This is a genomic window from Pseudoalteromonas sp. MB41 (genome assembly GCF_020966275.1).
Lineage (GTDB): Bacteria > Pseudomonadota > Gammaproteobacteria > Enterobacterales > Alteromonadaceae > Pseudoalteromonas > Pseudoalteromonas lipolytica.
On sequence record NZ_JAJJZF010000009.1, the window covers coordinates 16,923 to 32,281 of the forward strand.

The window sequence follows — 15,359 nt, forward strand, 5'->3', positions numbered from 1 at the left end:
CTAGCGGCCTCTCTTTTTTGTCTTTTTGGGGTGTATATGGCGTTACTCTCTCGCTCGTTATTGGCAGCGGCCATTGCATTCTCTAGCTTTTCTAGTTATGCCTCGTTAGAAAAAAAACAATGTGAGGTCGAGCTAAGTCATGGCTTAATTATTACTGACGATGTCATTCGTATTGTTGATAAAGGCCAAACTCGTGTGCAAATTAATAATAATAACCAGCTGTTTATTCGTGGTTATTGGGTTGATTTAAATCCAGAAGAAACCAAAGTTGTTGAGCAATTTAGTCTTGGTATCCGAGATACGGTGCCAGAATTAGTTGAACTGGCCACTGACGGTGTGAATTTAGGGTTGAGCGCAATTGAACAAGTTGTTGAAGGGATGTCTGATAAAGAGCCTGAAGTATTAAAAACTCAACTACAATATGTAGAACGCGCGTTGATGGATAAATTTAAGCGCGGTGATGACTTTTTCTTTATTGCTCCGCAATCATTATCGAAAATTGATGATTTCTTTACTAAAGAGATCAGTCAAAAAATTCACTCAGCGGTGCATGGTTCATTAGGCGCTATTTTAGTTTCGTTAGGGGATGCCTTTAAATCTCGCGAAGGAAATATTGAAGACCGCATCAACGACATGGGACAGCGTATGGATATTATATCTAAAGAAATAGATAAGTCCCTCCAAAAGAAAGCAGAGCAACTTGAAATGAAAGCCTCTGAGTATTGTGAGTGTTTGAACTCGTTAGATGTTACCGAGTCACGGTTGCAAAAAATAGTACCAGGGATGGCTGACTTTGATTTGGTACAGATTAAATCCTAGTACAGTTCAGGCCTTAGTTAAGTAATCAATAATAAAAAGCCCAGTTGTTTTCTGGGCTTTTTAGTGTCATGTACTGTGTTGTTTTAAATGTGCTGACACACTGAGAACTCATTATGACAAATGCACATAAATAACACGTTAAGTGTACTCATTAGCTAAACTTAGCTGTTTCGGTTTCTAAGTTTGTGGTGAGGCCTTTAATTAAATCAGTCGCAGTGTGTGCTTGATTTGATACATTGGCTGTTTGTGCTGCGGTATCAGAGATGGTCACAATACGTTTTGCTGTATCTTCACCTGCATCTAGCTGCTCCTTCGCTGCAATTGCAATTTGGTGACTCATTTGAGCAATGGCACTAAGCGAGCTGGCGACGCGATTAAGTGCTTCGTTTGCTTTAGTCGACTTTTCTACCGTTTGTTCACTGGTTGCAATACTTAACGACACGGATGATTTAGCGTCTTGCGTTGCTGATTGCAGTTTCCCAATCATATTACGTATTTCTTCGGTACTGGTTTGAGTACGCTGCGCAAGACCACGCACTTCATCGGCGACAACGGCAAAACCACGACCTTGCTCCCCCGCTCGGGCGGCTTCAATGGCTGCATTCAGAGCAAGTAAATTTGTTTGCTCCGCAATACCTTGAATAACGCTAAGTACGTTAGCGATATTATTTACCTCATCATCAAGTACTTGAATGTTATTGCCCGCATTGTCAATTTGCTTCTCTAACAGGGCAATGGTTTCGGCTGCTTCGTTGGTTAAATGGCTGGCACTTTGCCCTTGATTCTCAGCTTCTTGGACTGAATAAGCGGCTTGCTCAGCATGCTCAACGACGGTTTGCGCTGAGGCGGTTAATTCGGTAATTGCAGAGGCGACTATCTGCGTTTCCTCATTTAAGCTGCGAGTAAGTCTATCAAGTTCAATTGAACGTGATTCATTGTCAACACTTTGATTTTGTAAGCTGTCGGTCACGTCTTTAATACCGCCAACAACGCCTCGCAAACCTTGTTGCATATAATGCATAGCGGCAATAATGCTTTCACTAGGAGCATCTTGGCGAATAGGCGAATGCAAATTACCACGCGATACGTTTTTAACAATGCCAATTACTTCATCAATTTCACCGCCTAAAGCATTGGTGAGTGATGAGCCAAACCGAGCGATAGCAAACGTGAGAGCTATCGCAATGAGCATTGATAAAGCGAGCAACCATTTTGCGGTGCTCCAGTAGCGCTCATCAACTTCTTTTGCGCTGATACCAGTACCAACATACCAACCGAACAGAGGTGTTTTTTGCACGACAGAGGTTAAGTCGACGGTTTCACCGTCACGGACAGAGTCCCAATGATAAGTAATAATTTTATTGGTAGTATTACCCACCAGTTTTTCAACCATGCGACCAATACTGTTACCACTGGCATCTTTAAAGTCATTAAAGCTCGTACCATGCAACTCGGGATCATGCGGTGTGGCAACAAAATCAAGGTTGTTGTCGACCACATACACGTATTCAGAGTCGTGATATTTATTTTCTCTAAGTACTTGGATTGCGAGTTTTTTGGCTTGTGCTTCTTCAAGTTGACCGTTTTTAACCATCAACTCAAACTGTTCTACAATGTTGGTAGTACTTTTCATTAGTTGGTTTATGCGAGCGATATTGTCGCTTTCACTGGCATGACGTAATGATTGCAAACCTAGTAAAGCTATCGCTGATAACGCGATAAAAATAGCGATAGCAAAAAAGGTGATTTTTGTTTTTAAAGCTAGTCCTGATAACACAGTCAGCCTCCTTTATTATTTCCCCTTTAATCTTCTACCATGTTTATCAGCATTAATTAAGAAAAAATGACAGCGTTATCATGATTTTTACTCAAGTCCCTATTTAGAGTATCAATTCAGCGTCTGTTAGCGGACGATATTCACCACTCTTTAAGTTTTCATCAAGGTGAATGTCGCCTATTTTTTCACGATGCAATTCAACGACTTTATTGCCAACAGCGGCAAGCATTCGCTTAACTTGATGGTACTTACCTTCGCAGATTGATAAACGTAAACTGTAACTCGCAAGTTGCTCAACAATGGCTGGGCGAGTTAACTCTTTTTCGTTATGTAATTGCACACCTTGCTGCAGAGCTAAAATAGCATCTTCATCGATAGGCTCTTGTGTTTCAACTAAGTACGTTTTGAATTTATTGTGTTTAGGAGCCGTAATTTTGTGTGACCAATCGCCATCGTTAGTGATGATAACAAGACCTGTCGTATCGATATCTAAGCGTCCGGCAACATGAAAATCACTCATGTTTGGTTCGTCTAATAAATCAAACACAGTTGGGTGTAAGTCATCTTTATTTGCGCATACATAGCCTGAGGGCTTATTGAGCATAAAGTAGCGTTTACCTAAAAATACTAACGGTTCGCCTTGCCAACGTACATCGTCTTCTTGAGTTATTGAATAATCAAACGAGGTGATCACCTCACCATTAACGCTAGCGTACTTACGCTTTATACCCGCTCTGGTTTTACTGCGAGGTAACTCTGCAATATGGCTGATAAATTTATCTAAACGGCATGGAAATTTCATTGGGATCACATTTTTAGTCGGCTACAATGGCGGCGAGTATAGCGGATACTAGTGACCTATGACAGTACAGCAAGGACAAATTTTACAGTACTACAATGCGCAAATAGAGCAGGGAGTCTTAAGTGATGATGTTGCTCAGCGTAATGCCATTACTGCGCTTGATAGTTTAGCCTTTGAGCTAACAGCGCCAACACCTTTCTGGAAAAGACGAAAGCCAATTAAAGGCCTTTATCTGCACGGCCCAGTTGGACGCGGTAAGTCGATGCTGATGGATGTGTTTTTTCATCATGTCGATATCAAAGAAAAAGTGCGGTTGCACTTTCACCATTTTATGAAGCAAGTGCATGCACGTTTGGGAGAATTACAAGGACAAAAAAATCCGCTGTCTGTTATAGCCAAAGAGTGGGCCGCGCGAATTAAACTACTTTGTTTTGATGAATTTTTTGTCTCTGATATTGGCGATGCAATGATTTTAGCAGGGCTTTTTGAAGCGCTATTCGAGCATCAAGTTGTACTGGTTGCCACCTCAAATTGTCAGCCTGAGAGGCTATATTGGAATGGCCTACAACGTGCACGTTTTTTACCGACTATTGATTTATTACAACAACATTGCTGTGTGATGAGTATTGCGGGCGAGACTGATCATCGGCTTCGCTTTGGAAAACAAAATAAACACTTTGTTATCAATAATGATGAAGCAATAAAAGAGCGCTTTTATGCGCAAGAGCAAGCAATTACTGAGAATCAGGCTATAACGGTTCACAATCGAAGTATTTGCTTCGTGCTAAAGGCAAAAGAAGCCATTATGTTTGATTTTATGGCGCTGTGCTCAGGAGCACGCAGTACGGCTGATTATATCTATTTAGCTGAGCAGTTTAAACGAGTGTATTTGCTTAACGTCCCCGTTATGGGACGAGGTGCGACAGGTAAGCAGATAGTACACGGTATTGAAGACAGTTATCAGCGTGAGAAACAAGATTTACAAGAACATTTTTTAGATGATGAAGCGCGGCGTTTTATTGCTTTAGTGGATGAATTTTATGATAGAAATAGGCTGTTAATTATATCAGCCGAGGGGAGCATAAGTGAGTTGTATCAAGGCCACAAGTTAGCATTTGAATACGCCCGAGCAGAATCACGCCTTATTGAGGTACAAACATGGTGAAAAAAGACGAAGCCATTACGCTTCGCCTTTACCAGGGATTGCTTGGGAGCACTAATATACTTTTTTAGAAGTTATATTTTGCAGATACAAAGAAGTAACGTCCTTTACCACCGCCCCAGTCAGGGTTGAAGTTACCTTTGCCGTGTGGGAAGAACGCCCCATTGTTATCAAACACGTTATTAATACCTGCTGATAGACGTAGATCGCTCTTGTTATCTAATTCCATATTGTAAGAGGCTGTTAGATTGTGTTTTATGTAAGATCCGAATGCTTGATATGCAAGTGGCTCAGGGTTACTGATACAATCATCTGATGCCTTAGCACACTCTTCTGCATTTTCAGCAATCAAATCTTTATACTCAGTATCTAGCTCTTGATCCTCTCCGAAGCTGCCTTTGAAATGTGTACTCCAACGAACACGGAAGTCTTCATTGCTCCAAGCAAGTGATAATGATGCTTTGTCTTTACCACGCCCGTAACCAGCAAAATCAGAGGTTACGATTTCACCATCTTCACCTAAAAATGTTTGTGAATGTTCAATTACATGGGTGTAATCAAGCTTTAGATCAATCTTACCGTATTCGTTGATATCAAATCCGTATTGAGCCACAAGGTCATAACCACGTGTGCGAATTTCATCAAGATTGTATTCACGCTGTAGTATTTTAGTAATTTGACCTTCATCATTACGTGTTATGGCATTACAGTATGGGTTATTTTCGCCGTACTCAGCATTAGAGGCATAACATTGACGCATAATATTTTCATTACTTACTTCATCAATTGCATCTTCAATAGCAATATCATAGTAATCAACGGCTAGTTGGAATCCATCTAAATAACTTGGAGTAAACGTCATACCAAATGTATAGGTATCAGCAGTTTCTTCTTTTAAATTCAAGTTACCAGCTGCAGGTGAATAGCCTCTGTTTTCATCTTCAAACTCAAAACTAGAATCTTCTGCGATTAAAGCTGCAATTTTTGGATCTAATCGGCACTTGTCATGACCAGTATCGTCAGAGGTTGCTGTTACTTTATCGCAAATATCATCGTATGAGTCATAGTCGCCACGTTCAGGTGATAAAAGCTCGGTGATAGTGGGGGCACGTTGTGCTCGTGCATAATTGGCACGTAAAGCAAAGTCATCAGTTGGCTGCCAGAAGAAACCCAGTTTATAACTTGCAACTGTACCAATGTCACCAATATCATAATTTGACAAGCGAAGTGACGTTTCTGCTGTTAAGCTTTTAGCGAAATCGACATCTTTTAAGAGTGGAATACCAAACTCAGCAAACGCTTCAACAACATTTACTTCGCCGTAAAATTCAGGTACTAAATTAAAGGTAATACCACCCGTTCTCATATCTTCTGATAGCGCTAAATCTTGTGATTCTCTGCGATACTCACCACCAAATACAGACGACACATAACCCGCTGGTAGTTCAAATAAATCACCACTAATATACCCCATTAAGGTCAGTTGTTTGTTAGTAGTATCAATTACCGGCGTCGAACGTATCCAATCGGCCATTTCAGGTGTGATAGAGCCTTCACCAAATAAGTTTATGGCCACACAGCCTTCATCACGTGCATCACTGTCAGCACATTGAATTGTTCCATCATCCAGTTTTTCAGCATCGAGTGCTTGTTGTAGGCGGACTACACTTAACTCATTAGCGCGAATTTGTTTTTGTTTATACTCACCATAACCAACTGATACATCCCAATCCCACATATCATCAAACATGGTACCTTGTAAGCCTGCCCATGCACGAATGGTTTTACGGTCATTGTCGGTGCTAATGTTGCCGACTTCACCAAAGCGGCGATCCCAGTAAATGCGGTTTTTATAGGTTGCATCATTCGCAATTACTTGAGGTACATACGGGTTATCAATAGGAATATAACCTGGTGAAATTTCAATAACCTCACCTGAGATAGGATCATGATAAGCAACACCATCTGACTCTGATTCATCTTCTGGCGACTTATCATTAAATGAACCACTTCGGCTGTACTGAACTTGGGCATATGCCGTTGTTGAATCTGTAATATCAAAGTCAGTTTTTAATGCTAAAGAAAAATTATCACTCGGCACATTAAGCATGACGTACTGCGCTGAATGGATACCGTATATTTCTTCGTTTCCTTTCCAATCATCACGTAGTGTAGTGCCATCATACCAATATTGTGTATCGTATTTTGAGCTTTCTAAAAATACCCCCCCTAGTGTGCCATCACTTCTATCACGCCATTCGGCACGCGTAGTATCACGCATACATTGGTCGCCCGTAGTCGTGTTTACACCATTACAAAGGTTATCTTCATCGTAGAAAATATCGGCCTCAATTTGGGCGCGTTTTCTGTCGTAATAGCTAATACCAAAATCGCGGTCCCAGTTTGCACTGACATACATATAACCGCGGTCTTCTGCATATGAAGTACCGTAGCTTGCATCTATGGTAAAGGTTTTACCCCCACCTTCATCGGTACGGCCTGCTTTGGCTTGGAATTCAGCGCCTTCTTTTTTAGATTGAGTGATAATATTAACCACACCAGCTACGGCATCAGCGCCATAAGTTGCAGAGGCACCACCACTAATAATTTCAACACGCTCTACCATACCTGTAGGAATTGTGTTTAAACTTACATAGTTACCACTGTAGCTGTTAGAAACCACACGGCGTCCGTCAATTAGGGTTAATGTTCTATTCGCGCCCAAGTCACGTAATTGAATGGTTGATAAACCAGTATTTGAAATATTTGACTGACTGTTATTGTTACCCAAGCTTTGTGATAAAGCCGGCATACTGTCAACGAGAACTTCAGATAGGTTGGTAAAACCTGAATCATCAATCGCCGCTTTGTCCATCGTTACTAAGGGGGTTGTTACAGAAAAACTATCACGCTTTAAGCGTGAACCAGTAACAATGATTTGCTCAACGTCTTCTTTGGCTTCGGGTTCAACATTAACAGAGTTAGCAGTTTGTTGACGGTCGATTTTAACTTCTTCAGCTTCATTTGCATAAGCTTGCTGACATAAAGCGCTCGTTACAGCAAGCGCGATAGCACACGGTTTGATTAGTTGATTTCTCACGGGTGTTCCTACTTATGTTGTGTTTATTTTTAGTTCTAAAAAACCAGAGTGAAGCTCAATTAAGGGCAGTTAAGTATAAATGTACAGCGAGCAACACTCTGGTTGTCAGGTATTGACGTTAAAACTTTTATATAAATGTGAATGCAACTACAACTAACCATGACTCGTTTATGTCTCTATTTAACATCTATTGAATATCTATTTATTTAAAATCAGTTGGTTAACTTTGGATATGCTATTAACTAGTTCTTAACTTTAAAGCTGGTTAAAAGGGAGGATTTAAGATAACTTGAATAAGCTATATACTGCTACATACCAACAATGAGGGTTATTTTGAGTTAATGGAAACAACTAATCGTGCTTATCAATTGGGTCGTTGTGTTATTAACCCGCTCGAAAACAAACTGATCCATGATAATAGCGAGCAAATCTTACAACCAAAGTTTATTGAATTACTCGCTTGTCTTGTTGCGCGTTATCCTGAAGCTATTACCCGAGAAGAGTTAATCAATATTGTATGGGAGGGGAATTTTTATGTTGGTGAAAAAGCATTAACCAATGCAATATGGCATTTACGTAAAGCTTTTAAAGAGCTTGACCCTGAACAGACTTATATAGAAACGTTGCGTAAAACAGGGTATCGACTGGTTCAACCTCCCTCTGAATGTGCGTTAAGTGGAAACGAAAAAAACAAAAGTAGGCGCTTATCATTGATTAGGCCGATTCTTGCGGGGGCTTTTGTAGCCATTTCTGTTATTAGTGTTGTTGCTTTGTATTGGCAGTTTTCTACCCAACCTGATAATCAAGATAATACTGCATTTTCACTCCCCCTTAACAGTATCGAAAGCGTAACGGCAAGCCCCGGGCGAGAAATATACCCTGCGATATCAAACGACCAGCATTATTTAGTGTATTTATGGCGACAGTTAGGCAAACCGACCAACTTATACTTACGTGATTTGCACTTTCCTGAGCACCCAGCAAAACAACTCACTGACTCACCTTATGCTAAAGGCCACTCTGTATTCAGTCCTGATGCAAAGACTCTCTATTATTATCGGTATCAAACAAATAAGTTTTGTGAGATTGTTAAACTCTCTTTAGTGAATGCAACCAGTGTGGTACTGACTGAGTGTAGTCGTCAGTTTCGAACTGATTTAGACATTAGTGCTGATGGTCGTACATTAGTTTATATTGATGAACAAATTTCTGAATCTGGTAAGTCTGTTAGTCGCTTAAAACTACTTGATTTACATGCTAATCAATTAAGTGAAACATTTATACCCTGTACAGATCACTGTGACGTAATCGATGAATCAGTGTCATTTTCTCCGGATGCTCAGCAAGTAGTGGTGACTCGAAATGTTGAAAATGATCAAAAAGCATTGTTTTTAATCGATGTGTCTTCTGGGGAAAGCCGCCGCATTACCGATAATTTTGTTGATATTCATGGCGTTGATTGGCATCCACATAAAGATAAACTGGCTTTTACAGCTGTGGAAGCAGGAAAGCGTTATGGGTACTTTTACGACATAAGTGACAACTCTTTAATAAATACACAAATTGCAGGTATGAGTTCACCTAACTTTAGTAGTGATGGCAGTGTGTATTATCATCAGTGGGATCTCGATAGAGTGATCACGCGCTTGAAAATAGACGAGCAAGTTGCAAGTTCACCTTTTTCAATGCTTTCAACTAATTTTAGCTCTCGTTTTCCTGAATATAACGAGCAACAGAATAAACTTTTATATGTATCTGATGAATCTGGTAGTTCACAATTATGGATTGTGAACCCTGATAGTAGTTCTCGCAAACAGCTTACTGATTTTAGTCATGTTACAGGGCAAATACTCGATCCTACGTGGTCACCTGATGGCCGCTATATTTTGTTCTTTTTGGAAAACAAAGGACGCACGTCTTTATATTTTTATGATTTCAAAGTCGAGCAAAGCCAAGCGCTAACGCTGCCATTTAAGCCTGATATTAAGCCGAGATTTTCAGCAGACAGTCAATCGTTTTTGGTGTCGGATGGTGATTATTTATACCGTTATGATTTAAATGGGCAAATTAAAGGCAAGGCTGTAAATACTAAAGCTCGTTATGGTATTGAGACATCGCAAGGCGATATATTATTTAGTAACTCAAATGATGCTATTTGGGTTAAGCATCACGACACAGGTGTAGAAGAATTACTGGTACAGGATATTAATTTAGCGCATCACTATACATGGTTATATGTTGCTGAAAATGCTTTTCATGAAGGGCGTATTTATTACTATAAAGTGCGCTTAGGCGACTACCGTATTAGCTATTATGATTTAGAAACACAACGTCATTTTGATTTAATTGCGTTACCTGAACGAGCATACAGCCGCTCATCAGGTTTAACCTACATACCTAATGAGCGTTGGTTAGTCTATACCGCTTATTTATTGCCTGATATAGAGATCAAGCGTTTACCTGCCGAGTTTATACCCTAGTTTCTCTAACTCTAGTTTTGCTGCCTCTGTTTTACAGCTTTGCCGGTAAGTATTAAAAGAAAAGGCATGTATATGTAATTACGGTGTCTTTATCTGATAGCCAAGGCAGCGAAATAGGGGACAAATTCTGTGTAAAACAAGAGGGCTTAAGGCTAAGCGCGTACAAGACTAAGTGGGTTTTAACACTGTGGGTTTAAAACTAAATGCCTTAAGTGCAAGTACGTCTTAATCTGTTCAGTTACCTGTTATTCATTACCCATTCTCATTAACGGTGTAGTTAACTGCAACATTAAGCACTCCTTTAAGCATTGGGTGGTTAATGTTGCAGCTTTAAATTGCATTTATTACAGTGGCTTTTTTTCACCGGTAAGCGTTGCTCTAAAAAACTGGTTGTTTTCCCATAGGAGCAATTCACCTTCTTTTCCTCGTTTGATTGAGCTGTCGATCGCGATAACCTTACCATCGAAACGCGTTTCGATTGATGGCATTGAAGTATGGCCTACGATTACTTTACTCGCTTGTAACTTTCTTAGCACGCCAGCAACCGCTTCATCTTTAAGTTGCTCATCTCTAAAGTAGCCTCGATACCAGATAGGGCCTGTTTTTCCATGTAAAGTAGCCCATAAAGGATTGGCTTTTAATTCCTTCTTACTTTTAGATATGCTGTCTCTAAACGCTTGGTTTGCACTTTCAAGTGTCATGTTTAGATTCAGAAAGTCCTCATGAATGCCCCCATGTAAAAAAATAAAGTCATTTAATTTTATAATGGTTGATTTACTTCTTAACCAGCGGCCTAACACACTTTGCACGCTGTATTGCTCTGTTAGATTATCGTTAAAAAACGAGACGGTATGTTTATATTTGGGGTGCAGGTAGCGTTGGTCATTTCGCAAAACTAGATATTCATGATTACCGAGAAGGTAATGAACGTGACCTCCGGCAATTGCTGCTTGTTGCTCAAGCTTGAATACTAGCCAAAGTGCTTCTGTAACAGTGTCGCCACGGTCAAAAATATCGCCAGTTATGATTAGGTGCCCAGTACCATACTGCCAATTTAATGCGTCGTTTATTACACCATTGTTGATGAGCAATTTTTTAAATATTGCAAATTGCCCATGGATATCACTGATTGCAGCAAACTTTTTTACATCACTATATTGATCCTTGTCTGTCGCTTTAAACTCCTCAGGAATAGCAAGTGGGCCAGCATAGTTTGTAATTTCTAGCTTGCTGTTAATCACATCAAATTGTTGGATGTGATTGTTATTATAAAATAAATAAGGGCCATCATCATACTTGGTGCTTTTTTCATCGTTATTGTGTGCCAATGCTGTGGTGATAAACAATGAGTTTGTAAGAAGTAATGTGTAAATTAAAAACTTAGAAAAGAGCATGTTAATACCTCGGGTTCTCTTTAATTGCGTATTACAAAGCTTTAAGAGATATAAAGCAAAGTGAGTAAATATATAAAGAGCAGATTAATGTAACGAAAATAATAAACGTAAAATCAAGCATTAAAGCCAGTACACCTTTTTGCTCTTCACGATACTTATGCTTTCGCTTTGCTATGGAGTGATTATTCATTTTTACCTCCTAATTTTCTATGTGCGTTACGTTATTTGTCTCTATCATCAGGTGCTAGGGATGTACTCGAAGGTGTTAATTCATTGCAACATCCATCACTAAGGTAAGGCGAAAAGAGCACCTGTAATGAGTTATCGCAATTACAGAATGAGGTAACAAATCATTTAAACTCTATTTTTGATGGCTTATATGTCTTTTTTACATCTATTTTTAAATATTGTTTAATAAAAACAATTTGTTATGTTTTTGATGATTTTAAAGAGAAGCGAATAAGATTGTAGCTATGTAACTCATTAGTCTAAAGTGAGTACGTTAAAGCCAGTACCTAAAAGCCAGTACCTAAAAGCTAGTAACTATGTAATATTCGCTCTCTTTTGATGGTTTATTAGCTTGTTTTATTACTGGGTAACACTTTGAAAAAGCGACTACTAACAGCATTCGGCGCTGAAATAGTGTTAGAGGGAGAGTAAAGCATTGAGTGAGAACCACGACACTAATCTAAGTGTACTGAGGATGTTCGCTTAATGACTAAGCAAGCAAGTTATTATCATTTTTAAACAGCACATTCTTTTGATTTAAAGGGAGAGCTGAATATGCACAGAGTTGCTCATTGGGTTTTGCATTGTTGCCCAATGAGCGTGGTGAGTGCTTACTGCTTATTTGTTGCCTTAAATAGAAATGAAATGCTTATGAACAGAGTTTCTAACTCAGCAAATTGTTTAACACTTGCAGTAAATGTCTGGGTTCATGTCGGAAATGTTGACACTTAAGCTGTATGAACGACGACAGTATGTTCTCAAACAATTCAGCAATTGCTCACTCAAGAGTTGCTTTTGTTCAACGGTACGACCTTGCATTATCGATGCGCTAATGTGAATAAAACCGTCTTTTCCTTCACCTAGCTGGTAGTGTTGATAAGCGATGGCACGCGTTTTTATGGTTGATAGTTCGAATAAACCAGAATCAAAGACTGCCAAGTGTACTTTTTCAACCAGCACTTGCGGAAGAATTGGTAAGTCTTCAGAGTGTTCAATAACAATATGCGGCATGGGGTGTTCCTTAAAAGCGGTAGCTAAAACCGATGTTTGTCTGAAATTGGTTCAACACATCACCGTCGAAATGCCAAAGGCATTGTTCGTTTTCTGATGTGGGCAAGGTACATGACACATTACTTGCATTATTTACAATAGTCGCCAACCAGCGACTTTCAACATAAACACGTACATTGTCGGTAAATAAGTACTCAGCACCGGCATATAAGCCTGTGGTAAAAAAGGTATCAGACTCTGTAAAGTTGGTACTAACATGGTTTGCACCAATTTGTGCACCGACAAAGCCACTGATGTTTTTACCTAGAGGCACTTCAACAGCACTTTGAAATAGTAGGTATTGCATCTCGATTTTCTTATCACTCTGTGCTTCCATATTCAATGTTGTTGCTGAGTAAAATAGCCCATACCGTGCTGATTCAATAGTTCGGTCAATGCTGAATGTAAATTGACTATCATCGTCGAGATCAACTTTTAGGTTTTCTTCGGTTTCTAATGATTGACTGAAATTCTTGCCAAAACCTGCACTGACAGAATACCCAGCAGAGGCGGTGAAACTCGTTAGCATTAAGCACAATACAGTTAGCGACTTTTTCATTGTTTAGGTGCTCGTTGTTGAGGATGTTTTGAGATAGTATTGAAACATAGCAGGCAAATTGTTGTAAATGCATAACGCGCGTTTTTATAAGGATAACTAACATGAAGTTACTGAAATATGTAGCCTGTGCAGCGATTTTGGCGTTGCTCAACGGCTGTTCGGATGAGGCTGCGTCTGTCAGTCTAGGGCTATTTACGACTAAAGATATTAAAGTTGTATCACAACAAGACCCACTTATTAGCGGTGTCACCTGTCATATTAGTCATATTGAGGCGAACCTCGATTTTGCCGATCCATCGGATATGTCGATATCGTGTCGTCAAACGGGACCAATTACGGCTCAGCAGTTACAAAGTATCGATCGTAGTAAATCTGGTGAAGTGGTGTTTAAGTCATCGAAAAGTATTTTATTTAAATCGTTAAAAGTCCGTCGCATTTATGATGCGCCAACGCGTACTTTATTGTATCTGTCTTATTCAACCAAAGAGTCAACAGGCAGCCATCATCACGCCTTATCTACGGTGCCTTTGTATAATACCGAAGCATGGCAGTGGGCACTTTCACAAGAGTAAATTATGTTAGCACTATTTAAATCAGCCCCATTAGTTGATGAACAAGAACAACAATGGTTAATAGACACGTTTATGTGGGCTGTTGAACACTTTGACAGCGATTACTTTTTAAATCAGACACAAATAATTTTGCCGAATAGTCAGTTCTTTCCTGACAGTGTGTCTAGCATTGAAGACATGGCAAAAAAGGTATTTGCCCGCGTTGTTGATTATGCCGGCATGCAAGCGTGGCCAGTTAATTTGGTCTCGCCCTCGCAATTAACACCACAGGTATTTCCTCATTTTGCGTTTCAAGACTCATTAAGAGGGGAAAGTGCAACGCTTATGGTACCTGCCAATCATTTGATTAATGTGTCGTTTAACCAAAATCAAATTAACCAACCACAAGATTTAGTGGCGAGCTTTGCTGGTACGTTGGCAACCATATTGATTCATCATGTTGGCGTGTTACCGCCAGGTGGAAAAGAGTTTTTACCACAGGCCAGTGATGCACTTGCGTGTTATTTAGGGTTTGGGGTTATGATGAGTAACACGGTCTATCAGTTTAAAGGTGGATGTGGGTGTGGTTATAATCCGTATGCAAATCGTCAGGCTGCATTAACAGAGCCTCAAACGTTATTTATGCATGCACTGGTCACGCACTTTAAAACAGACAATCAAACTAAAAAATATTTGAAACCACATTTACGTAGCCAATATAAAAAAGCACAAAAGCAGATAAAAGCCTTTATTAATGATAGCGCTAATCCTTTGCTACTTGCTTTAGATGAACAAAAAGTAGGTTAGTTAGCACGTGCAATATGTTGATGAATTTTTATTAATTGCTGTGGCGCATTTTTTTGCTGTGGCAAGCCCCGGCCCTGATTTTGCAGTGGTGCTTAAACAAAGTATTCAACAAGGGCGTAAAAATGCGCTTTGGACTAGTGCGGGAGTGGGCGCGGCAATACTGCTGCATATTGGCTATTGTGTTTTAGGTGTGGCGCTTATTTTGTCACAATCACCCAGCTTATTTATGGTGCTTAAATACGTGGCAGGTGCATATTTAGCTTATTTAGGCGTACACGCAATTCGCAGTGCTAAGCCCGCTCACACTGATGAACAAACACTCACTGAAACTGCACCTGAATCCTACTTCAAAGCGTTTCGGCGGGGCTTTTTTACTAATGCGCTTAATCCTAAAGCGACATTATTTTTTATGTCGTTATTCACACTTGTAATTAGCCCTGATACGCCAGTTGGAGTGCAAGCTAGCTATGGGGTGTATATGGCTGTTGCTACTTGGCTGTGGTTTTCATTTTTATCACTGGTGCTTTCCAAGGCATCGGTTCGTGCATTTTTTTTAAAGCGTGGTTATTGGTTTGATAGAGGCATTGGTGTGGTGCTAATTGCCTTAGCCATTCGTGTAGTCGTGTGAGG

General features: G+C 39.8%; 12 protein-coding genes. 6 read left to right on the forward strand and 6 right to left on the reverse strand.

The window, feature by feature from the left end:
• The first annotated feature begins 36 nt into the window (after positions 1–36).
• Positions 37–819 carry a YggN family protein gene (locus tag LPA49_RS10700; RefSeq protein WP_036971085.1) on the forward strand — a complete coding sequence of 261 codons (783 nt, stop codon included), beginning with the start codon at positions 37–39 and terminating at the stop codon, positions 817–819.
• A gap of 151 nt (positions 820–970) precedes the next feature.
• On the opposite strand, the gene LPA49_RS10705 is transcribed toward LPA49_RS10700, so the two are convergent.
• Complete coding sequence (locus LPA49_RS10705) at positions 971–2,596, reverse strand: methyl-accepting chemotaxis protein (protein WP_036971082.1); 1,626 nt, start codon at positions 2,594–2,596, stop codon at positions 971–973.
• Between the two features lie 103 nt (positions 2,597–2,699).
• Positions 2,700–3,398, reverse strand: a complete 699-nt coding sequence (rsuA, locus tag LPA49_RS10710) for a 16S rRNA pseudouridine(516) synthase RsuA (RefSeq protein ID WP_036971079.1) — start codon at positions 3,396–3,398, stop codon at positions 2,700–2,702.
• A 58-nt stretch (positions 3,399–3,456) separates the two neighbouring features.
• Here rsuA and zapE point away from each other — a divergent pair, with 58 nt between their 5' ends.
• Complete coding sequence (zapE, locus tag LPA49_RS10715; protein WP_182396119.1) at positions 3,457–4,563, forward strand: cell division protein ZapE; 1,107 nt, start codon at positions 3,457–3,459, stop codon at positions 4,561–4,563.
• Between the two features lie 64 nt (positions 4,564–4,627).
• Here the strand turns inward: zapE and LPA49_RS10720 are convergent, their stop codons facing one another.
• Positions 4,628–7,660, reverse strand: coding sequence for a TonB-dependent receptor (locus tag LPA49_RS10720; protein ID WP_230236523.1), 3,033 nt, complete (start codon positions 7,658–7,660; stop codon positions 4,628–4,630).
• Positions 7,661–8,001: 341 nt separating this feature from the next.
• Between LPA49_RS10720 and LPA49_RS10725 the strand changes: the two genes are divergently transcribed.
• Positions 8,002–10,140 carry a winged helix-turn-helix domain-containing protein gene (locus LPA49_RS10725; protein ID WP_036971070.1) on the forward strand — a complete coding sequence of 713 codons (2,139 nt, stop codon included), beginning with the start codon at positions 8,002–8,004 and terminating at the stop codon, positions 10,138–10,140.
• A gap of 344 nt (positions 10,141–10,484) precedes the next feature.
• Here the strand turns inward: LPA49_RS10725 and LPA49_RS10730 are convergent, their stop codons facing one another.
• From LPA49_RS10730 to LPA49_RS10740, 3 genes are all read right to left on the reverse strand, one after another.
• On the reverse strand, positions 10,485–11,534 hold the full coding sequence (locus LPA49_RS10730) for a metallophosphoesterase (RefSeq protein WP_036971067.1): 1,050 nt from the start codon (positions 11,532–11,534) through the stop codon (positions 10,485–10,487).
• 909 nt (positions 11,535–12,443) lie between these two features.
• Positions 12,444–12,773: a 5-carboxymethyl-2-hydroxymuconate Delta-isomerase gene (locus LPA49_RS10735; protein WP_065978132.1), complete on the reverse strand. Its 330-nt coding sequence runs from the start codon at positions 12,771–12,773 to the stop codon at positions 12,444–12,446.
• A 10-nt stretch (positions 12,774–12,783) separates the two neighbouring features.
• Positions 12,784–13,371: an outer membrane beta-barrel protein gene (locus LPA49_RS10740; protein ID WP_036971061.1), complete on the reverse strand. Its 588-nt coding sequence runs from the start codon at positions 13,369–13,371 to the stop codon at positions 12,784–12,786.
• Between the two features lie 101 nt (positions 13,372–13,472).
• Between LPA49_RS10740 and LPA49_RS10745 the strand changes: the two genes are divergently transcribed.
• The 3 genes from LPA49_RS10745 to LPA49_RS10755 are packed head-to-tail and all read left to right on the forward strand — an operon-like array spanning position 13,473 to position 15,357.
• Positions 13,473–13,943 (forward strand): CreA family protein, encoded by a 471-nt coding sequence (locus tag LPA49_RS10745; RefSeq protein ID WP_036971058.1) that lies wholly within the window; start codon positions 13,473–13,475, stop codon positions 13,941–13,943.
• A 3-nt stretch (positions 13,944–13,946) separates the two neighbouring features.
• On the forward strand, positions 13,947–14,729 hold the full coding sequence (locus tag LPA49_RS10750) for a hypothetical protein (RefSeq protein WP_036971055.1): 783 nt from the start codon (positions 13,947–13,949) through the stop codon (positions 14,727–14,729).
• A 7-nt stretch (positions 14,730–14,736) separates the two neighbouring features.
• A complete protein-coding gene (locus LPA49_RS10755; RefSeq protein ID WP_036971052.1) occupies positions 14,737–15,357 on the forward strand; it encodes a LysE family translocator in 621 nt (206 codons plus the stop codon).
• Positions 15,358–15,359 lie beyond the last annotated feature (2 nt).